Source organism: Alsobacter sp., from assembly GCF_059501845.1.
This window is the reverse complement of sequence record NZ_JCACDK010000018.1, coordinates 363,854-383,582: the sequence shown is the minus strand read 5'-3', so window position 1 is coordinate 383,582 and position 19,729 is coordinate 363,854. Positions and strand designations below refer to the sequence as shown.

Genomic DNA, 19,729 nt, shown 5'->3' with positions numbered 1-19,729 from the left:
GCGCCCGGCCCGCGGATCAGGCGAGATCGATCGAAGGCGGTGCCCGTTGCGCGCGGGCCTCGGCCCAGGCCTCGGAGGGTGGACCGGGCTCGGCCAGGAGCCGGCGATTCGGCACCGCACCGCGATTGGGAACCGGTTCCGGAAGTTGCACGGGAATGGCGACCGCCATCTCGGGAGCCGCGAAACCGGGCACCCTCGGGTGACAGCACGTGTCGCAATCGTGCTTGCCGCTCGACGGAAGCCCGGCCGGCTGGTCGCCGTTCGCCACGTCGGTCAGGCAGAGCACGTGCTCGGCGGAAACCACCCCCTCGACGCTCCCGGACGGGAGCATGGGCACGCCGGCGATCGCCTTCAGCGCCAGCCCGTAGGCCAGCAGGATGGCGAGAAGGATGCGGCCTTTGCCGGCGGCCGGGCGGCGCGAAGTCATGCTCTGCTTTTCGCAGCGGCGGCGTGGCCGGTCAATGCGCCGCCACAAACATGGCGGCCCCCGCCTGGGTCACCCCGCGCCCTTCCGCGCCTTCTTCTCACGCCGGCGGGCGTGCAGGACAGGCTCCGTGTAGCCCGACGGCTGCTCTCGGCCCTTGAACACCAGGTCGCAGGCGGCGGCATAGGCGATGCCGTCGAAGCCCGGCGCCATAGGCTCGTAGAGCGGGTCCCCGGCGTTCTGCTTGTCGACGACGGCAGCCATCCGTTCCATCGTGGCGCGCACGTCTTCCTCGCGCACGATGCCGTGGTGCAGCCAGTTGGCGATGTGCTGGCTGGAGATGCGGCACGTCGCGCGATCCTCCATCAGGCCGACATCGTGGATGTCCGGGACCTTGGAGCAGCCGACGCCCTGGTCGACCCAGCGCACGACATAACCGAGGATGCCCTGGGCGTTGTTCTCGACCTCCTGCCGCACCTCCTCCTCCGACCAGTTCGTCTCGCGCGCCATGGGCGGGGTCAGGAGGTCGTCGAGGGAGGCGGGGGGCTCGCCGGCGAGGCGGTCCTGCACGGCGGCGACGTCGACGTCGTGGTAGTGCGTCGCGTGCAGCGTCGCCGCGGTGGGAGAGGGCACCCAGGCCGTGCTGGCGCCGGACTTGGGATGAGCGATCTTCTGGCTCAGCATGTCGGCCATCAGGTCGGGCATGGCCCACATGCCCTTGCCGATCTGCGCGCGGCCCTTGAACCCCGCCGCGAGCCCGATGGCGACGTTGCGCTGCTCGTAGGCCGAGATCCAGGCGGTGCCCTTCATGTCCGCCTTGTGCACGGCGGCTCCGGCCTCCATCGCCGTGTGGATCTCGTCGCCGGTGCGGTCGAGGAACCCCGTATTGATGAAGAAGACCCGCGATCTTGCCGCGCGGATGCACTCGGCGAGATTGGCCGAGGTCCGCCGCTCCTCGTCCATGATGCCGATCTTCAGCGTGTCTCGCGGCAGGCCGAGAACGTCCTCGGCCCGGCCGAACACCTCGACGGCGAAGGCGACCTCCTCCGGCCCGTGCATCTTCGGCTTGACGATGTAGACCGAGCCCTTGCGGGAATTGCGGATCGGCGCGTCCGCCGGCTTGCGCAGGTCATGCAGCGCGATGGCGCTGGTCACCAGCGTGTCGAGAAGGCCCTCGAAGACCTCCCGGCCCTCCGCGTCGAGCACGGTCGGGGTGGTCATCAGGTGCCCGACATTGCGGGTGAGCATCAGCGCCCGCCCGTGCAGCCGAAGCTCGCCGCCGCCGGGTGCGTGGAACACACGGTCCGGATTGAGGCGGCGCTCGACCAGGCGACCGCCCTTCTCGAACGTATCGGCGAGATCGCCCTTCATCAGGCCGAGCCAGTTGCGGTAGGCGCCGACCTTGTCCTCGCCGTCGACGGCGGCGACGGAATCCTCGCCGTCCATGATGGCGCTGAGCGCAGCCTCGATGTGGACGTCGGAGACGCCGGCATCGTCCGTCCGGCCGATCGGGCTCGTGCGGTCGATGACGACCTGCACGTGAAGGCCGTTGTGGCGGAACAGGATGGATGTCGGCGCGTCCGGCTCGCCCAGCCAGCCGGCGAAGCAGGATGGATCGGCGAGCTTCGCATCGCCCTGGCCGGTGCGGATGACGAGCCCGCCCTCCTCCACCCGGTAGCCGGTGGCGCGGGAGTGGGAACCGCCCGCGACCGGTGCGACCTTGTCGAGGAAGTCCCGCGCCCAGGCGATGACCAGCCTGGCGCGCCCGGCGTCGAGACCGCCGGGAGCAGGCTTGCCGGGAATGGCGTCGGTCCCGTAGAGCGCGTCGTAGAGGCTGCCCCAGCGGGCGTTGGCGGCGTTCAGGGCGTATCGCGCATTGGTGACGGGCACCACGAGCTGCGGGCCGGCCGCCCTGGCAATCTCGTCGTCGACATTCGCCGTGCCGATCGTGAAGGACGGGCCCTCCGGGACGAGGTAGCCGATCTCCTCGAGGAAGGCGCGGGTGCGCGCGGGATCGCGCGGCTTGCCGCGGTTCTCGCGCTCGTGCGCGTCGATCCGGGCCTGCAGCTCGCTGCGCCTCGCGAGAAGGGCGCGATTGCGGAAGGTGAAGTCGCGGACGATCCCTGCGAGCCCCTTCCAGAACGCGTCGGGCGTGATGCCGGTGCCGGGCAGGGCCTCGCTGGCGATGAAAGCCTCGAACAGGGGATCGACCTGCAGGCCTTCCTTCGCGACGTACTGCGTCATGTCCCGTTCCTTCACCCGCGCACGCAAGAAAAGCCGCGCCCGGAGACGCAGCCTGCTTTCTCAACCGAGTTTGCGTGCCTGCGTCAACACGCGCAGGTCTGGCCTGCCCTGCTCAGGGCGCAGCCTCCGCGGTGCGGCCGGCGAGCCGGGCCTGGATGATCACGACGACGAGGAGGAAGAGACCGCGGATCACGGATTGCCAGTAGGCGGACAGGCTGATCCAGCCCATGCCGTTCTCGAAGTTGAGGATGTTGAAGATCAGGCCGAGCAGCATGACGCCGGCCAGCGTGGCGCCGACGGAGCCGACGCCGCCCGTCAGCAGCGTGCCGCCCACCACCACCGAGGCGATGGCGAAGAGTTCCCAACCGACGCCCTCGATCGGCTGGCCCGCGCCGAACTGGGACGCAAGGATGACGCCCGCCAGACCGGCGAGGCCGCCGCTCATCACGTAGGTCGCCCCGACCACGCGGTCGGCCGGCAGCCCCATCAGCTTGGTGGCGTCCTCGTTGCCGCCCACCGCCAGCACGGTCCGGCCGAAGGCGGTGAAGTTGAGGACGACGGAGCCGACGACGTAGAGCGCCCCTGCAATCCAGGCCGGGATGGGAAAGCCGAGGAAGTCGCCCTGCCCGAGTTCGGTGAAGCCGGATTCGTAGGACACCGACACGGATTCGTTGCCCGCCAGCAAGAGCGCGCAGCCGCTCGCAGCCAGCATGGTGGCCAGCGTCGCGATGAAGGGCAGGATGCGCAGCACCGTGATGCTGAAGGCGTTGATGGCGCCGACGACCAGCCCGATCCCGACACCGGCGGCGAGGCCGGGAATGACGCCGTAGGGCGACGCGATGGCGGCCGCCACGCTGCCCAGCGCCGCTGCCGATCCGACCGAGAGGTCGATGCCGCCGGTCATGATGACGAAGGCCATGCCCAGTGCCACCAGCGCGAACATGCTGTTGTAGCGCAGCACGGTGAGCACGTTGTACTCGCCGAGGAAGCCATCGTAGCGCACCGCGCCGAACAGGATCAGCGCGACGAGCGCGACGATGACGCCGTGCCGGCCGACGCTTCTGAGGAGGTTTGGACGGGCCGCTGTCATGCTCGGTCTCGGGCTCAGGCTGTGCTGCCGCGGCGTTGCAGCCATACGGCGATGATGATGATCGCCGCCTTGGCGACGAGGGCGGCGGCGTCGGGAACGCCGTTGGCGAGCAGCGAGTAGCGCACCAGCTGGATGATCAGCGCGCCCCAGAGAGTGCCGATGATGCTGGCCCGCCCGCCGGTGAGCAGCGTGCCGCCCACGGCCACCGCGGCGATGGCGTCGAGTTCCATGCCGAGGCCGACGAGGTTGGCGTCGGACGCGGAGTTCTGGGCGATGACGATGAAGCCCGCTATGCCCGCCAGCATGCCGGAGATGGCGTAGACCATCCGCGTGACGCGCGAGACGGGAACACCGGCCAGCCGCGCCGCCCGCTCATTACCGCCGATCACGAGGATCTGGCGGCCGAACACGGTCTTGCGCATCACCCAGGCGGCGACGATCACGATAATCGCCATCAGCACCGCCTGGAACGGGATGCCGAACAGGCGGCCCGTGCCGATGAAGCGGAACTCCGGCGTCGTGAAGACCTGCAGGTTGCCGTTGGTCACCACCTGCGCGATGCCACGCCCCGCGATGAACAGGATCAGCGTCGCGATGATCGGCTGGATGCGGAAGCGGGTGATCAGCCATCCGTTGAACCAGCCGAGTGCCCCCACCACCACCAGGGGAAGGGTGAGCGACAGCGGGATGCCGAGCCACAGCGGCAGGCCGGGGATGATGGTGCCGAGGAAGATCAGCGGTGCCAGAGCGCCGGCGATGGCCATCATCGAGCCGACCGACAGGTCGATGCCCCCTGTGGCGATGACGAGGGTCATGCCGACGCCGACGATGACGATGGTGCAGACCTGCGTGAGGTTCAGGGTCAGCGTCTGCAGCGTCAGGAAGTTGGGCGTCACCGCCGCGTTGAACAGGATCAGCAGAAGGAGCGCGATCGGCGCGCCGTATTGCTGCAGGATCGACTTCAGGTCGACCCCGCGCGATGCGGCGCCCTGCTGCTCGGCGGTGGCCGTCTCAGGCATCGGCGCCTCCCCGGGCGATCTGGTCGGCCATGCCCGGGCCATGCGCCATGGCGGCCATGACGGAGTCCTCGCTCACATTCTCTCCCTCGAGTTCGGTCACCGTCACGCCGTCGCGCAGCACGAAGATGCGGCTCGCCGCCTCCACCACCTCCTCGAGCTCGGAGGAGATCATAAGCACGCCGAGGCCGCGGCCGGCGAGCTCGCGCACCAGCGACAGGATCTCCGCCTTGGCGCCGACATCGATGCCGCGCGTCGGCTCGTCGAGGATCAGGAGCTTGGGGTTCATGCACAGCCAGCGCGCCAGCAGAACCTTCTGTTGGTTGCCGCCCGAGAGTTCCCGGATCGGCTGCTCCGGCGAGGCGCAGCGCACGCCCAGCCGCTTCACGAACTCGTCGGCGATGGCCTTGCTGCGGCTTTCGTCGATGATGCCGTTCTTCGAGAGCTTAGGCATCAGGGCGAGCACCATATTCTCGCGGACGGACAGGCCGGGAATGATGCCCTCGAGCTTGCGGTCCTCGGAGCAGTAGCCCATTCCCGCCTCGATCGCCTCGGCCGGGCCGGAGATGCCGGTGCGGCCGCCGAAGCGCACCTCGCCCTTCTCGGGCTTGTCGGCGCCGAACACCATGCGCACGCTCTCCGTGCGTCCGGAGCCGAGCAGGCCGGCAAGGCCGACGATCTCGCCGGGCCGCACGTCGAAGGTGACGTCACGCACCATGCGCCCGCGGGCGACGTGATCGACCGAGAGCAGCGACGGCGTCTCGCTGGGTATGCCCGAGCCCTGCTTGCCCGCATGCAGCGCCTGGCTGAGCTCGCGGCCCAGCATGGTGGTGACGAGGTCGAGCTTGGAGACCTTGTCCATTTCCGAGACCAGCACGGTGCGGCCGTCGCGCATGATGGTGACGCGGTCGCACACCGCGTAGAGCTCGTCGAGCTTGTGGCTGACAAAGATGACGGAGACGCCCGAGGCCTTGAGCTGCCGGATCACCTCGAAGAGAACAGAAACCTCCTGGTCGTCCAGCGAGGAGGTGGGCTCGTCCATGATGACGAGGCGGGCCGAGAAGCCGATGGCCCGTGCGATGGCCACCATCTGCTGCACGGCCGTCGGGTAGTCCATCAGCGGACGGCGCACGTCGATGCCGCGCATGTTGAAGCGCGACAGCAACTCCTCGGCCTCGCGGTGCATGGCCCGCCAGTCGAGGAGGCCGAAGACCTTCTTCTCGCGGCCGAGGCAGATGTTCTCGGTCACCGAGCGGTAGGGGACGAGGTTGATCTCCTGATAGATCGTGCTGATGCCGGCGGCCTGCGCCTCCTTCGGCGCGTTGAAGCTGACCGGCCTGCCGTCGAACTCGATCTCGCCGACGTCGCGCTGGTAGTAGCCCGTCAGGATCTTGATCATCGTCGACTTGCCGGCGCCGTTCTGGCCGATCAGCGCGTGCACCTCGCCGGGCTCGACCACGAGCGACGCCTGCCGCAAAGCCGGCACGCCGCCAAACTGCTTGTCGATGCCCCGCATCGTGAGAAGGGGTGCCATGTACCGGGTCTGCCCTCGCGTTCCGTCCCGTCGCCATCATAGGCGACCAAACGTCCGAGGAAAGCGGTTTCGCGGCGCGCATGCACAGCCGCGAACCGGTGTGGCAGTGTCGCCGTCCTGTTGCCCTGGGCTCAGTGGGCCATGAAGACCGGCACCGTGGCGTTGGCCAGCATGAAGCTCGTCGCGCCGCCGAAAATCATCTGGCGCAGGCGGCTCTGCGTGTAGGCGCCCTTGACCACGAGGTCCGCGCCGATCGCGGAGGCATGCTCGAGGAAGGCTTCGCCGCTCTGGCGGCCGGCGGGGGCGAGCGTCAGGGGCTCCGCCTCGATCTGGTTGGCGCGCAGGGTGCGGGTGAGGTCCTCGCCCGAGGGGCCCGGTACCGAGGCGCCTTCGACCGTCAGCACGATGACCTGCCGGGCCTGGCGCAGCACGGGCATCGCGAACGCCACGGTCCGCGCCGTCTCGGTGCTGCCGTTCCACGCCACGACGACGCGCTCGCCGATGGCGGCAGGGGCCGTGCCCGGCGGGGCGATCAGGATCGGCCGGCCGCTCTCGAACAGGATGGCTTCCAGCAGCGACAGCCGCGGGCCCGCCGGGTTGCTGGAGGGGCGCCCGACAACCGTGACATCATAGGCGCGGGCCAGGCTGGCGACGGCGCTGTCGCCCATGAGGGCCGGCTCGCGCCAGCCGTAGCGAAGCCCGTCGGGCGCGCGTTCGCGGGCCGGCGCGCCGGCGTCCTCCATGGCCTGCCGGAACGCGCCGGCGAGGTCCTGCGGCGTCTCGGAGGGGCCGCGCTGCTGTGGCGGCCACAGCGGCACCATCTCGCCGACGATGTAGTTGTCGACGATCGGCATCGAGGCGACACCCTCGACCATGGACCCGAAGTGCCGGGCAAAGGCCAGCGCCGTTCCCAGGATGGCGGGCAGCGTCTCGACCGATTCGAGCGGTACGAGAACCGTCTTCATCACCATGGTGAGCCTCCGCTTGCAGGCTGCAGCCAGGCCGAGCCGGACCAGCTGAGCCGTCCCAGTCTACATGGCGGGCGGCGGCGGCCAAGCCGTGTGACGGTGCGGACCGGAACGATGCGGCGGCCGCGCTGTTGGTTGGCCTGATGGTCCATGCCGGATGAGGAGGCTCCCATGGCACGCCAATTCCCCACGCGCCGCGCCCTGGCGCTGGCGCTTCCGTTCACCCTGGCCGCCTCCATGGCGGTCGCGCAGGACAGCCAAGTGTCCGGACCCGTCCTGCCGCCCCAGCAGCCCGATGCGCGTTCCGTCCCCGAGAAGGTCGACCCTCCGCTGAGCAAAACCGCCCCGGATTCGACGGGGACGCTGAGCGAGCAGCTCAAGGACAGCGAGGGCGTGATCAAGCCGCCGGCCGGCGTCGATCCCGAGATGCACGTTCCTGCGCCGCAGACCGGCTCCGGCGTCGTGATCCCCCCGCCGGGCACGAACCCGGGCGATCCCGTGCAGCCGAAGTGAACGGACGGACAGGGCGGCCCTGCCGCCTCTCCCGCGAAGAGGAGGTCGAAAGATGAGCGATACAACCGGAACTCACGAGCCGACCCGGAAGGATCAGCTGCCCATCGACGAGACGCAGCGCCTGATCGCGTCGGACCGCGTCGAGGGTACCACGGTCTTCGACCGCGACGGGCATACGCTCGGGACGGTGCGAAACTTCATGGTCGACAAGGTTACGGGCAAGGCCGCCTATGCCGTGATGTCCTTCGGCGGCTTTCTCGGCATCGGCGAGCGCTATCACCCGCTGCCCTGGAAGACACTGACCTATGACACGCGGCGCGGCGGCTACGTCGTCGACCTGACCCGCGAGCAACTCGAGAACGCTCCGAGCTTCACCGCCGCGGACTCGCCCTGGGGTGATCCGGGATACGGGCGCAACATCTACGACTACTACAAGGTGCCCTGGTACATGTGAGCGCGGATGCGTGACGGCGAGCACACGCGGGACGTGAAGTTGCGTCCGGATCCTTGCCGGTTTCGGCGGATTTCGCCGGAATAATTCACCGAGCGATTACTATGGCCCTCCGCCGGGGCTGAGTGAGCGTCATTTCGCTCAAATTGTACGTTTCCGAGTCAGCGGAAGCACGGCGCTCTCACGGAAGGATCGGCCCGTAAGCAAGGGGCCGATCCATGCCATTCGTCCTTCCCTCGCGGCACGGCAGCCGCGCCGTCCTTCTCGCCGCGGTTCTCGCCTGCGCGGCCACGGCTCCGGTGTCGGCCTCCGACACGAGCCTGCCTCCCGTCACCACCGGCGCGGTGGTGTCGAGCAGCGCGAGGCCGCTCGCCGCGTGGGCCGATTTCTGCCGCCGCTATCCCGGCGAATGCCGGGTCGACCGGGGCCAGCCGTCGCAGGTCGCCCTCACGCCCCAGCTCTGGGAGCTGATGAACAGCGTCAATCGCAAGGTCAACCGCTCCATCGAGGCGGTGACCGACCAGGAGCACTGGGGCGTTGCCGACAGGTGGGACTTTCCCAGCGACGGAATGGGCGATTGCGAGGATTTCCAGCTCCTCAAGCGCAAGATGCTCGCCGACGCCGGCCTTCCCCGCCGGGCGATGCTCATGACCGTGGTGCTCGACGATGCCGACGAGGGCCACGCCGTGCTGACCATCCGCACGGACCGGGGCGACTTCGTGCTCGACAACAAGCGCGACGCGGTGCTGCCCTGGAGTCAGACGGGCTACACCTACATCAAGCGCGAAAGCCAGAACGCCACCGGCTGGGTGGCGATCGACGAGGGCGCCTCCGTCCTGTCGACGGCCGCCCGCAGGTGAGCAGAAGGCCGCCGGCGCGGCCGCCTCAGTTCAGTCCTTGGCGCGCTCCACATAGGAGCCGTCGGTCGTCATGATGACGACGCGCGTGCCCGCCGCGATGTGCGGGGGCACCATGGTGCGCGCGCCATTGGAGAGCTTGGCGGGCTTGTAGGACGAGGAGGCGGTCTGACCCTTGACGGTCGGCTCGGTGTCGACGATCTCGAGCACGACGCGGGCGGGGAGCTCGATGGCCACCGGCACGCCCTGGTGCATGCTAACCACGCAGGTCATGCTCTCCTGCAGCCACACCGCCTGGTCGCCGAGGACGTCTTCCGGCACGACGATCTGGTCGTAGTTCTCGGCATTCATGAAATGCCAGCCCTCGCCGTCCTGGTAGAGGAAGTTGTAGTCGCGGTCCTCGACATAGGCGCGCTCGACCTGCTCGGTCGTGCGGTAGCGCTCGGAGATCTTCACGCCGTCGCTGATGCGGCGCATGTCGAGCTGCGTGACCGGCGTGCCCTTGCCGGGGTGGATGTTCTCGGCGCTCAGGATGACGTAGAGCTTGCCGTCCTTGTCGACGATGTTGCCCTTGCGGAGCGAGCTGGCGATGACCTTCACGGATGTCTCTCTCTGGCTGCGCGGCGCCCGGACGGGAACCAAGCCGGCCGGCGCGGAAGCCGCGGCATGAGCATGCCGGCGGCAGCGCGGGCGCGGCGCTGACGATGCGGCAGCCTTTCAGCACGGATTGGCCCGGATGACCAGCCCCCCTGCCGTCTCGCCCTGGTGGAACGCGTCGGTGCACGCCGACCGCCGGCCGTTCCTCGCCGCCCGCAACCGGATCCGCGATGCGCTGAGGCAAGACTTCGCGGCACGCGGCTTCACGGAGGTGGAAAGCGCCGCCCTGCAGGTTTCGCCGGGCAACGAGGCGCATCTGCACGCCTTCTCCACGGTGATGACCGGTCCGGACGGGGCAGGCCGGGCCATGCACCTGCACACCTCGCCCGAGTTCGGCTGCAAAAAGCTGCTCGCCGCCGGCGAGACCCGCATCGTCGATTTCGCCCGCGTGTTCCGCAACCGGGAGCGCGGGCCGCTGCACCACCCCGAGTTCACGCTGGTCGAGTGGTATCGCGCCGGAGAGCCCTACGAAACCCTCATGGAGGATTGCGCGCGCATCCTCCGCCTCGCCTGTGCTGCAGCGGGGACACCGGTGCTGACCTGGCGCGGAATGACCTGTGATCCTGCCGCTGTACCCGAAAGGCTCACCCTGGCCGAGGCCTTCGCGCGTGAAGGCCTCGACCTGCTCGCCACCGTCGGGACCGATGGCTCCACGGACGCAGCCGCCCTCGGCGACTCGGCGCGTGCCGCCGGGATCCGGGTGGCCGGGGACGACACCTGGGCCGACATGTTCAGCCGGGTGCTGGTGGAGCGCATCGAACCCGGCCTCGGCATGGGCCGGCCCACCCTGCTCTGCGAATACCCGGTGAGCGAGGCGGCGCTGGCCCGCCCGAAGTCCGCCGATCCGCGCGTCGCCGAGCGCTTCGAGCTCTATGCCTGCGGGGTCGAACTCGCCAACGCCTTCCGCGAGCTGACAGACCCGGCCGAGCAGCGCCGCCGCTTCGAGGCCGAAATGGCCGAGATGCAGCGGGTCTATGGCAGCCGCTACCCGATCGATGACGATTTTCTCGCCGCGCTGGCCCACATGCCGGAGGCAAGCGGCATCGCGCTCGGGTTCGACCGGCTGGTCATGCTGGCCACCGGAGCGACACGGATCGAGCAGGTGGTGTGGACACCGGTCGCCGCTCCGTGAGAGAGGAGCGCGCATGAGCCCTCCTGCCGCCCGCCTGCTCGCCCTGCCCCGGACCGCCCGTACGCTCGGGGCGGACGATCTCGTGCCGGCCGGCCTTGTCGCGCCGGAGCGCGCCGCCGGGATCGCGGCGGTGGCGGACCGCTACGCTGTCGCCGTGACGCCGGCCATGGCTGCGCTGATCGACCCCGACGATCCCGCCGACCCCATCGCGCGCCAGTTCATCCCCGACATGCGGGAGCTGGCGACGGTGCCGGGCGAGCGGGCCGACCCGATCGGAGACGCCGCGCACAGTCCGGTCGAGGGGATCGTGCACCGCTATCCCGACCGGGTGCTGCTGAAGCCCGTGCATGTCTGCGCCGTCTATTGCCGCTTCTGCTTCCGCCGCGAGATGGTGGGACCGGGAGCGGACGCGGTGCTGGCGCCGGAGGCGCTGGAGCGGGCGCTCGCCTATGTCCGCGCGCATCCGGAAGTGTGGGAGGTGGTCGTCACGGGTGGCGATCCGCTCGTCATGTCGCCGAGGCGTGTCGCCGAACTGACTTCGGCGCTGCAGGCCATCCCGCACGTCGCGGTCGTCCGCTGGCATACGCGCGTCCCGGTCGTCGCGCCGGAGCGCGTCGACGCCGCGCTCGTGGCGGCACTGCGCGGCGGTGCGGGCGCGGCGACTTGGGTGTCCATCCACGCCAACCACCCGCGCGAGCTCACCGATGCGGCCCGTGCGGCCTGCGCGAGACTGGCGGACGCCGGGATCCCGCTGGTCAGCCAGACCGTGCTGCTGAAGGGCGTCAACGACGATGTCGAGACGCTGTCGGCCCTGATGCGCGCCTTCGTCGCCTGCCGGATCAAGCCCTACTACCTGCACCAGGGCGACATGGCGCCCGGCACCTCGCACATGCGCACGACGCTGCAGGAGGGGCGTGCACTGGTGAAGGCGCTGCGGGGGCGGCTTTCCGGCCTGTGCCAGCCGACCTACGTGCTGGACATACCCGGCGGATACGGGAAGGCCCCGGTAGGGCCGGATGCCCTCTCGTCAGACGGACAATCCGTCGAGGACTGGCGCGGCCGGTCGCATCCCGCTCCGCCCACCTGACGGGTGCGTCAAGGGGATCATTGATCCCGCATTTACCACCGTTCACGATGGGGACGAGGCCTTAACCGGCGCTGCAGGGCGCCGGGCTTAAGAGATGCGGCGCAAGCACGGCGGCCGGAAGGCTGCCGGAAATGGTCCGGAGTCTTTCATGCGCCGCCTCGCCGTCGTCCTCGGCTTCCTGTTGGCAGCCGTCCTCGCCCCGTCCTCGGCCTTTGCCCTCGTCGACATCAAGGTGGACCTCACCACCCAGACCATGACGGTCCGATCGGACTCCGGCACGTATGTCTGGCCCGTTTCCAGCGCTCGCCGCGGCTATGTCACGCCGCGCGGCGTCTACAAGCCGTACCGGCTCGCGAAGATGCACTATTCGCGCAAGTACGACATGGCGCCCATGCCGAACTCCATCTTCTTCCGCGGCGGCTACGCGATCCACGGCACCAACGATGCTCGCAATCTCGGGCGCCCGGCGTCGCATGGCTGCATCCGGCTCTCCAAGGCCAACGCTGCGGCGCTCTTCGCCATGGTGCAGAAGGAGGGCGCGACGATCGCCATCGACGGCACGCCTCGCCACACCATGATCGCCTCGGCGACAACCAAGACGCGTGTCGCCAAGGCAAAGGGCAGCACCGTCGTGGCGCGCACCCGCCAGCCCGCGGCGTCCGCCGCGCTGGGGTATGCGCCGGCCCAGCCCTCGCTGATCCCCGACTGGCCCCTGCGCTGAGGAGCCTCGCTGCGCTGGACAGCGGCGGCCGGGCTCGGCGACACTCCGCTGCGAACCGGAGCGTCGCCGATGCTGAAGACCCTGTCCGCCCTCGTCGATGCCCTTTCCGGGCGGGCATCGCCGCAGCCCGCGGCGGATGAGCGGCAGCTGCTCGCCGCGAGCTTGATCGTCGACTGCGCGCTCGTCGACGGTACGCTGGCCGCGCCGGAACGCGCCATGCTCCGCAAGCTCGTGACCACCTATACCGGGCTCGCCGGGTCTCAGGCCGACGACTTTCTGCGCAAGGCCGAGGCCATGGCGGCCGAGCAGGGCGATTTCGCTGCCGTTGCTTCCGAACTTCGACGTTCGCTCGATCCCGCCCAGCGCCGCACCGTCGTCGAGCTGATGTGGCAGGTGGCGCTGGCCGACGGGCACCTGCACGAATTCGAGGAAGATCTGATCGACCGCGCCGCCGACCTGCTCGGCATCGAGCCGGGCGAACTCGCCGTCATCAAGGCCATGGCCACGGCTGATAAACCGTCATCGTAGCGTTGCGTTGACCGAAAAGCTTTGTCGTGGCACGATTTGTGCGTCGTTGCAGAGCCTGCAACTCCTGACCGTTCCACCGTGAACCAGCGCATTCTCATCGTCCTGCACCAGGAACATTCGACCCCCGGTCGCGTGGGGCGGCTGCTCAGGCAACGGGGCTACGAGCTGGAGATCAGGCGCCCGCCCTGCGGGTGCTCGCTTCCCGACGATCTCGACGAGTACGCCGGCGCCGTCGTCTTCGGCGGGCCGATGAGCGCCAATGACGAGCATGAATGGGTTCGCCGCCAGACCGACTGGATCGGCTGCGTGCTCGCCTCCGGCATTCCCTTCCTCGGCCTCTGCCTCGGCGCGCAGATGCTGGCCCGCCAGCTCGGCGCGTGCGTCAAGAGCCATCCCGAGGGGCAGGTGGAGGTCGGCTACTATCCCGTCCGGCCGACCGAGGCAGGGGAGCGCTTTGCCGGTGAGATCGGCGCGGCCTGGCCCGGACACGTCTATCACTGGCACTCCGAGGGCTTCGACCTGCCGCGCGGTGCCGAGGGGCTGGCCAGCGGCGAGGTGTTCCCGCACCAGGCCTACCGCTATGGCGACCGTGCCTTCGGACTGCAGTTCCACCCCGAGGTGACATACGCCATGATGTGCCGCTGGACGGTGCGGGGGCACGACAACCTCGCCAAGCCCGGCGCCCTGCCGCGCGAGCGCCAGCTCGGCGACTGGTACCTGCACGATCCCCAGATGCGGGTCTGGATCGAGGCCTTCCTCGATGCCTGGCTCGCGACCGGCAAGGCAGCCCCGGCCCTCGCATTGCCCTCGCAGGCGGCATAGCAGGGTTTCGAGGGGCACTGCGCAGGGGGCTTGCCGCAGCACTGCAGCCTGAGCATTGTGGCCCCGCGCCGCCGAGACGGCGACAGGGAGGATGCCAGTATGAGCAGCGCCGGCCGGGTTGCGATCGTCACGGGTGCGGGTTCTGGCGTCGGACGCGCCGTCGCCATCGCGCTCGCCAGGGAGGGCTGGTCCGTTGCGCTGGCAGGCCGCCGCGCCGATGCCCTCCAGGACACGGCCTCCCAGTCCAGCGGAAAGGCGCTCCCGGTCTCCACCGACGTGACCGACGAGGCCTCGGTGAAGGCCTTGTTCGACCGCACCACGGCCGAGTTCGGCCGCGTCGACATGGTCTTCAACAATGCCGGCGCCGTGGCACCGGGCGTGCCGCCGGACGAGCTCACCGTCGCGCAGTGGCAGGCGGTGGTCGACGTCAACCTGACCGGGTCGTTCCTGTGCGCGCGCGAGGCGTTCCGCGTGTTCAAGGCGCAGACGCCCCGGGGAGGCCGCATCATCAACAACGGCTCCGTCTCGGCGCATGTGCCGCGCCCCAATTCTTCGCCCTACACCGCCACCAAGCACGCCATCTCCGGACTGACGCGCGCCCTCGCGCTGGACGGCCGGCCCTTCGACATCGCCGTCGGCCAGATCGATATCGGCAATGCCGCCACCGACATGACCGACCGCATGCAGTCGGGCGTGATGCAGGCGAACGGCACCCTGGCCGCCGAGGCGCGCATGGACGTCAACCACGTCGCCAACGCCGTCCTCTACATGGCGGGGTTGCCGGTGGAGGCGAACGTCCTGTTCATGACGGTGATGGCCACCAAGATGCCCTTCGTCGGACGCGGCTGAGGCGCGTTGCCCGGGCGCAACGGCGTCCAAGGCATTCCGCAGCATGGTTGACGGATCCGGCGGATCTGCTGCTGGGGCGGCAGATACCGCGGAATTTCGACGAACGGTGTCAGCGTATTTTCAGACTTGCGGGAGCATGATCCGGGCGTTCCTTCCCATGCCCGAGCCCGTGAGATGAGCCCGTACGAGACGATGCCGTTTCTGATCGTGGAAGATGGCGCAGCCATGCGCCGCTCCGTCCGCGAAATCATGCGCTCGCTCGGCGTGCGCTACATCGTCGAGGCCGCCGACGGGGCGGAGGCGCTGCAGCAGTGCCGCCTGCTGCCGCCGGAGGTGATCGTGCTCGACTGGGTCCTGCCCGACGTGACGGGCGGCGAGTTCCTGCGGCAGCTGCGCACCTCTCCGGATTCGCCGGCTCCCGATGCGGACGTCATTGTCATGACGGCCCAGCCCAACGCCCGCATCCTGGCGGAGGCGAGCCGCTGGGGCGTGCACTCTATCATCCGCAAGCCGTTCACGACGCGCATCATGCAGGAGCGGCTCGACCTGCTCGCAGCGTCTCCGCGCGTCCCGGGCGCAGCCGCCCCCGGCCTGCTGACGCTTCAGCCGACGGGCTGACGCGTCTCAGCCCGCCGGGGCAGCAGCCGACCGGGCCTGCGCCCGGCGCTCTCCGACGGCAACCGCGAGTGCCATGGCGAGGCTGAACGTCGCAGCCATCGACCGGAACGCGCCGAAATCCGCCTCGACGACCTCCAGCCAGGCCCGCGCATGCGGAGTGAGAGGGCTGAACACGCTGTCGGTGATCGCGATGACCGGCACCTGCGCTCGTGCGGCGTCCTGGGCGAGCTGGATGGTGACGGGCGTGTAGGGCGTGAAGCTGATGGCTAGCAGCGCGTCCTGCGGCCCTGCCGCGGCCAGCTGCTCCGGAGCGAGGCTGCCGACATTGTCGATGAGGGCGCAGCGTATGTTGAGCTTGGCGAGCGCATAGGCCAGGTATGCGGCGACGGGGTAGGCCCGGCGCTGTCCCACGAGGTAGATGGTGCCCGCTCCCGCCAGGACCTCCACCGCCGTCTCGAGGTCCGGACCGGAGATGGTCTGGCGCATGCGTTCCAGCGAGGCCGCCGCCGAATCGGTGAAGCCGAAGAGCAGGCGCAACGGCTCGCGACCCGCCGCGCCGCTGTCGTTGAGGGTCTTGAGGCGCTCGGCATAATCGGGCCAGCGGTCGCGCAGCCGGTTGCGGAAAACAGCCTGGAGATCGGAAAATCCGGAATATCCGATCGCCTTGGCGAAACGGACGAGCGTCGAGGGCTGGACCTGCGCCCTGTTCGCGATGCTGGCGGCCGTGCCGAAGGCGATCTCGTCCGGATGCTCCATTGCGAATTCCGCGACCTGCTGAAGACGCCTCGGCAGGCTGTCGCGACGCGCCGCGAGCACGGATTTCAGGCGTTCGAAGTCGGGAGGAGGGGTCGAATGGTCCATTGGGCGGGAGGTCCGTCGCGTTTTCGCGCGCACGGTAACCCGTCCCGGGACGGTGTCAAAACCGTCACCTCGACCTTTGAGTGCAGAATGGCTGTTTCAGATCAGCGGCGCCCTGCTCTGGCCGTTCCGGCGACAGCGGGGCATGGACCGACGTGCCGTGGGCTCGAATCAGCGCCGGCGCTGGCCGCCGCGCATCGGGGGACGCGGACCGCTGGAAGCACGCTCGTCCTTGTGACGGAAGATCAGGCGGCCCTTCTCGAGGTCGTAGGGCGACATCTCGACTGTAACGCGGTCGCCCGCGAGCGTCTTGATCCGGTTCTTCTTCATCTTGCCGGCCGTGTAGGCCACGATCTCGTGCCCGCTGTCGAGCTGCACGCGAAAGCGCGCATCGGGCAGGATCTCGGTGACGAGACCCTCGAAAGCCACCATTTCTTCCTTCGCCATGGGCGATCTCCTTTTCCGGGACCGGGCTTACGCAGGCCGGCCGCCATGGCCAGCCGGACGCTGCTGCACGGACAGCCCGCGCTGCGTCCTCGCGACGCCGCAGGCCGAAGCCGCCGATGCGCCGCGTCGGGCACGTGGGCAACGGTCCGGTCGATGTGTCGTGATGCCGTCGAAGCGGGCGGAAGGCGCGAAGCGCCGCCTGCACGCACGCGAGTCCCGATTGCGACTAAATAGGCGCCAGCGCATCTGCTGGCAACCTGAAACACGAGGGGGTGCCCGGGGAAAATCTCCGGTGCTGCAAGGAATTCCGCGATGCCCGTGCCGTGCGCAGCCGCTCAGCCCGCGGTCCCGGGGCCGGAGGAGCCCTGCACGTCGCCCGGCTCCGCAAAGAGCGGGTCGGAGGCGATGGCCCATTGCGCAGTCACCAGGGCCACGGCGCCGAGCATCGAGCCCGAAACGAGCCCGCACACCAGAACCCCGGCAACCAGCATCACGCGGCGCAACCTGCGCCGACCCGACACGCCTACCATCACCGCCTCCCGGACGCTCATGCGCCTCTCCACGAAGCAATGATGCACCCGCCCGGCGGTGGGCGGAGTGCGTTAACGCACCTCGGCCCAAAATTATTTTAATCGGATCCACAAACTTAACGAGCCGGCCGCCTTGAGCGTGCGACTGTGCGGGGTCATCGGATGGTGCCCGCCATGGATGTCCTTGCCCAGATCACGCGCAGGCTGTGCGATGCCAGGCTTCCTTTGCCCGAGGGCCTCGCCAACGCCACCTGCGGTGCGGACGCGCCGGCGAGAACCATCGGCGCCGTCCTGGCTGCAATCGTCCTCGGTTCAGCTCTCGTACTGCTGCGGGAAGTCCGGCGCCGTCCGGCGACTCCGCCCCGTCGGGCACGTTGGGACTCTCTCGACTGAGAAGTCGGAGCCCGGCTAACGCAATATTCAGGGGCAGCGGTCAGGGTGTCGAGCGTGCCGATACTGGCGCTGGCGACGCTTCAGGATGAAAAGCGTGCGGGACATACCCACAATCGTCGTCGCGGCGGGACGACCCGAACTTCGGATCGACCCTTCGGCGAGTGTCTCGCTCGACTTGACGTATCACGCTCCGGGCGATGGCGGACTTCCGCTGGCGCAGCCTGGTCTGCTCGTCGTGTTCGACGGCGAGGGTCTCTCCGGTCCCGCCGAGATCGCTGCCGCCCGCCAGCACTACGGATCCTCGGTCCCGATCCTGGCGATCCTGCAGCATGACGACGAGGGCGCAGCCGTCGCGGCTCTGCAGGCCGGCGCCGCCGATGTCGCGGCCATGCCCCTGCATCCCCTCGTCCTCGCGCATCGGATCGGCAATGTGCTGGTCCGCGGCAGCCACGCCGCGCTCGAGGCGCATTACGAGAAATGGGCCGCCGCCCAGGTCGAGAAGGTCCGTGCAGCCCTCGAAGCCCAGGAGGAGGAACTCGTCGACCGCCTGGCACGCGTCGGGGAATATCGCGACAGCGATACAGGAGAGCATGTGCAGCGCATGGCGCGCTATTGCTGGATCATCGCCGACGAACTCGGCTTCGACAAGGAGCAGTGCCGGTTCCTGTCGCTCGCGGCGCAGATGCACGACATCGGAAAGGTCGGAATCCCCGACGATGTCCTGCGCAAGAAAGGCCCGCTGACCCAGGACGAGTTCGAGGTCATCAAGAGACACACTCTGATCGGGCAGGCCATGCTGAAGAACAGCCGCTCGCCGCTGCTGCGCCTGGCCGAAATCATCAGCGTGACGCATCACGAGCGATGGGACGGGTCAGGCTATCCCTTCGGCCTGGAGGGCGAGATAATCCCCATTGCCGGACGGATCGCCGCCGTGGCGGACGTGTTCGACGCCGTCACGAGCACGCGCTGCTACAAGGGCGCGTGGTCCTCGGCCGATGCCCGCGCCGAGCTTCTCTCGGGCCGCGGTTCCCTGTTCGATCCCGCCTGCGTCGACGCCATGCTGCGGCGCTGGGACGAGGTGGTCGACGTCATTCCACAACGCGACGCCGCCTGACGCGAACCGGGGTGACGGGCGCCCCGGTTCGCGCGCAAGGCTTCAAGCCGGCCAGCCGAAGGCGGTGCGGCGGCGCCTGCGGTCGAGTTCGCGCATGCGCGCCTCGAGGTCGTAGATGTCGCCGGCATCGGCGAGATAGGCCTCCGCCCGCTCCGTGTCGCTCGGGAACGACTCACGCCGGTAGGTCTCGAGGACCCGCGCGATCCGTGCGCCGAGGGAGGACACGCCCGAGGCGCGAAGCGGCGACGACGGTACGCCAACAGCAGCGGAGGTGAAGGCGGCGACCGTCGCGGCGGCGCGGATTGCCGGGCGCGGGATGTTGAGATCGGCGAGATCCCGATCCGACCTGCGGGACAACTCCCGGATGGTGCGGCGGCGCTCGGCCAGCACGTGGGCTGCCTGGGCCAGGGTCAAGTGGACGGGCCCGCTGCGGCCGTCGCGGCCGCGCTGGACGCTCGCGAGCGCCCCGTCATGCTCGGACAGCAGCGTCAGAGCGTCCTCGGCCATGCTGCGCAGCGCGCCGGTCACGACCATTTCGAAAGAGCGAAGCGGGCTCGCCGCATCGCGGTGGGTCAGGGTGAGTGTCTTCTGAGCCATAAGGCCTCTCCTCGCGGACGTGGGAAGCCTTGGAACGTTTCCTGCAGTGCACAATAATGCGCTGCGGTGCAATGTGAAGAGGGGTCCTCCAGACCCGGATGCGGTTAACGAACGGTAAATACCTGCATTTGTGCAATTTCCTGCGAGGTTCTGCCGAATTGTCCGTCATAATGACCACGCTGTGTGCATATCTCAGCCCCAAGCAGGCCGCAGCGTCCCGCTCAGATCATAGGCGTTATGAGCTCTGCGGGACGAAAAATGTTGCGGTGCACCATCAAC

The 19,729-nt window shown here is 69.0% G+C and carries 22 protein-coding genes; 11 read left to right on the top strand and 11 right to left on the bottom strand.

Annotation, left to right across the window (positions count from 1 at the left end):
* Positions 1-16: 16 nt before the first annotated feature.
* The 6 genes from AC5JCN_RS16665 to AC5JCN_RS16640 all read right to left on the bottom strand — a co-directional run bounded on the left by AC5JCN_RS16665 (position 17) and on the right by AC5JCN_RS16640 (position 7,279).
* On the bottom strand, positions 17-427 hold the full coding sequence (locus AC5JCN_RS16665; RefSeq protein WP_495756208.1) for a hypothetical protein: 411 nt from the start codon (positions 425-427) through the stop codon (positions 17-19).
* A 69-nt stretch (positions 428-496) separates the two neighbouring features.
* Positions 497-2,668 carry a malate synthase G gene (locus tag AC5JCN_RS16660; protein ID WP_495756207.1) on the bottom strand — a complete coding sequence of 724 codons (2,172 nt, stop codon included), beginning with the start codon at positions 2,666-2,668 and terminating at the stop codon, positions 497-499.
* 112 nt (positions 2,669-2,780) lie between these two features.
* Positions 2,781-3,758 carry an ABC transporter permease gene (locus tag AC5JCN_RS16655; RefSeq protein ID WP_495756206.1) on the bottom strand — a complete coding sequence of 326 codons (978 nt, stop codon included), beginning with the start codon at positions 3,756-3,758 and terminating at the stop codon, positions 2,781-2,783.
* A gap of 14 nt (positions 3,759-3,772) precedes the next feature.
* On the bottom strand, positions 3,773-4,777 hold the full coding sequence (locus tag AC5JCN_RS16650) for an ABC transporter permease (protein ID WP_495756205.1): 1,005 nt from the start codon (positions 4,775-4,777) through the stop codon (positions 3,773-3,775).
* Positions 4,770-6,308: a sugar ABC transporter ATP-binding protein gene (locus AC5JCN_RS16645; protein ID WP_495756204.1), complete on the bottom strand. Its 1,539-nt coding sequence runs from the start codon at positions 6,306-6,308 to the stop codon at positions 4,770-4,772. Before AC5JCN_RS16645 ends, AC5JCN_RS16650 begins: the two co-directional genes overlap by 8 nt.
* Positions 6,309-6,439: 131 nt before the next feature.
* Positions 6,440-7,279, bottom strand: coding sequence for a universal stress protein (locus AC5JCN_RS16640; RefSeq protein ID WP_495756203.1), 840 nt, complete (start codon positions 7,277-7,279; stop codon positions 6,440-6,442).
* Between the two features lie 168 nt (positions 7,280-7,447).
* On the opposite strand from AC5JCN_RS16640, the gene AC5JCN_RS16635 reads away from it, so the two are divergent.
* The 3 genes from AC5JCN_RS16635 (at position 7,448) to AC5JCN_RS16625 (ending at position 9,100) form a co-directional block, all read left to right on the top strand.
* Entirely contained in the window at positions 7,448-7,789 is a 342-nt protein-coding gene (locus tag AC5JCN_RS16635) for a hypothetical protein (protein ID WP_495756202.1), read from the top strand.
* Between the two features lie 52 nt (positions 7,790-7,841).
* A complete protein-coding gene (locus AC5JCN_RS16630) occupies positions 7,842-8,243 on the top strand; it encodes a PRC-barrel domain-containing protein (protein ID WP_495756201.1) in 402 nt (133 codons plus the stop codon).
* 215 nt (positions 8,244-8,458) lie between these two features.
* On the top strand, positions 8,459-9,100 hold the full coding sequence (locus AC5JCN_RS16625; protein ID WP_495756200.1) for a transglutaminase-like cysteine peptidase: 642 nt from the start codon (positions 8,459-8,461) through the stop codon (positions 9,098-9,100).
* A 30-nt stretch (positions 9,101-9,130) separates the two neighbouring features.
* On the opposite strand, the gene efp is transcribed toward AC5JCN_RS16625, so the two are convergent.
* Complete coding sequence (gene efp / locus AC5JCN_RS16620) at positions 9,131-9,697, bottom strand: elongation factor P (RefSeq protein ID WP_495756199.1); 567 nt, start codon at positions 9,695-9,697, stop codon at positions 9,131-9,133.
* A 136-nt stretch (positions 9,698-9,833) separates the two neighbouring features.
* Between efp and epmA the strand changes: the two genes are divergently transcribed.
* From epmA to AC5JCN_RS16585, 7 genes are all read left to right on the top strand, one after another.
* Positions 9,834-10,886 (top strand): EF-P lysine aminoacylase EpmA, encoded by a 1,053-nt coding sequence (gene epmA / locus AC5JCN_RS16615; RefSeq protein WP_495756198.1) that lies wholly within the window; start codon positions 9,834-9,836, stop codon positions 10,884-10,886.
* A gap of 13 nt (positions 10,887-10,899) precedes the next feature.
* Complete coding sequence (locus tag AC5JCN_RS16610; RefSeq protein WP_495756197.1) at positions 10,900-11,973, top strand: lysine-2,3-aminomutase-like protein; 1,074 nt, start codon at positions 10,900-10,902, stop codon at positions 11,971-11,973.
* A gap of 148 nt (positions 11,974-12,121) precedes the next feature.
* Positions 12,122-12,694 (top strand): L,D-transpeptidase, encoded by a 573-nt coding sequence (locus AC5JCN_RS16605; RefSeq protein WP_495756196.1) that lies wholly within the window; start codon positions 12,122-12,124, stop codon positions 12,692-12,694.
* A gap of 69 nt (positions 12,695-12,763) precedes the next feature.
* Positions 12,764-13,222 carry a tellurite resistance TerB family protein gene (locus AC5JCN_RS16600; RefSeq protein WP_495756195.1) on the top strand — a complete coding sequence of 153 codons (459 nt, stop codon included), beginning with the start codon at positions 12,764-12,766 and terminating at the stop codon, positions 13,220-13,222.
* A gap of 78 nt (positions 13,223-13,300) precedes the next feature.
* On the top strand, positions 13,301-14,044 hold the full coding sequence (locus AC5JCN_RS16595; protein WP_495756194.1) for a glutamine amidotransferase: 744 nt from the start codon (positions 13,301-13,303) through the stop codon (positions 14,042-14,044).
* 99 nt (positions 14,045-14,143) lie between these two features.
* Positions 14,144-14,893, top strand: coding sequence for an SDR family oxidoreductase (locus AC5JCN_RS16590; protein WP_495756193.1), 750 nt, complete (start codon positions 14,144-14,146; stop codon positions 14,891-14,893).
* Between the two features lie 174 nt (positions 14,894-15,067).
* Positions 15,068-15,511, top strand: a complete 444-nt coding sequence (locus AC5JCN_RS16585) for a response regulator (RefSeq protein ID WP_495756192.1) — start codon at positions 15,068-15,070, stop codon at positions 15,509-15,511.
* 6 nt (positions 15,512-15,517) lie between these two features.
* Here AC5JCN_RS16585 and AC5JCN_RS16580 read toward each other — a convergent pair whose 3' ends face one another.
* From AC5JCN_RS16580 to AC5JCN_RS16570, 3 genes are all read right to left on the bottom strand, one after another.
* Positions 15,518-16,372 carry a MurR/RpiR family transcriptional regulator gene (locus AC5JCN_RS16580; protein WP_495756191.1) on the bottom strand — a complete coding sequence of 285 codons (855 nt, stop codon included), beginning with the start codon at positions 16,370-16,372 and terminating at the stop codon, positions 15,518-15,520.
* A 168-nt stretch (positions 16,373-16,540) separates the two neighbouring features.
* Positions 16,541-16,816 (bottom strand): translation initiation factor IF-1, encoded by a 276-nt coding sequence (gene infA, locus AC5JCN_RS16575; RefSeq protein ID WP_495756190.1) that lies wholly within the window; start codon positions 16,814-16,816, stop codon positions 16,541-16,543.
* Between the two features lie 335 nt (positions 16,817-17,151).
* Positions 17,152-17,367, bottom strand: coding sequence for a hypothetical protein (locus tag AC5JCN_RS16570; protein ID WP_495756189.1), 216 nt, complete (start codon positions 17,365-17,367; stop codon positions 17,152-17,154).
* A gap of 466 nt (positions 17,368-17,833) precedes the next feature.
* Here AC5JCN_RS16570 and AC5JCN_RS16565 point away from each other — a divergent pair, with 466 nt between their 5' ends.
* The gene (locus AC5JCN_RS16565) at positions 17,834-18,853 is read left to right on the top strand and encodes an HD-GYP domain-containing protein (RefSeq protein ID WP_495756188.1); all 1,020 of its coding nucleotides are present in this window, start codon (positions 17,834-17,836) and stop codon (positions 18,851-18,853) included.
* 42 nt (positions 18,854-18,895) lie between these two features.
* On the opposite strand, the gene AC5JCN_RS16560 is transcribed toward AC5JCN_RS16565, so the two are convergent.
* On the bottom strand, positions 18,896-19,450 hold the full coding sequence (locus AC5JCN_RS16560) for a DUF3563 family protein (RefSeq protein WP_495756187.1): 555 nt from the start codon (positions 19,448-19,450) through the stop codon (positions 18,896-18,898).
* Positions 19,451-19,729 lie beyond the last annotated feature (279 nt).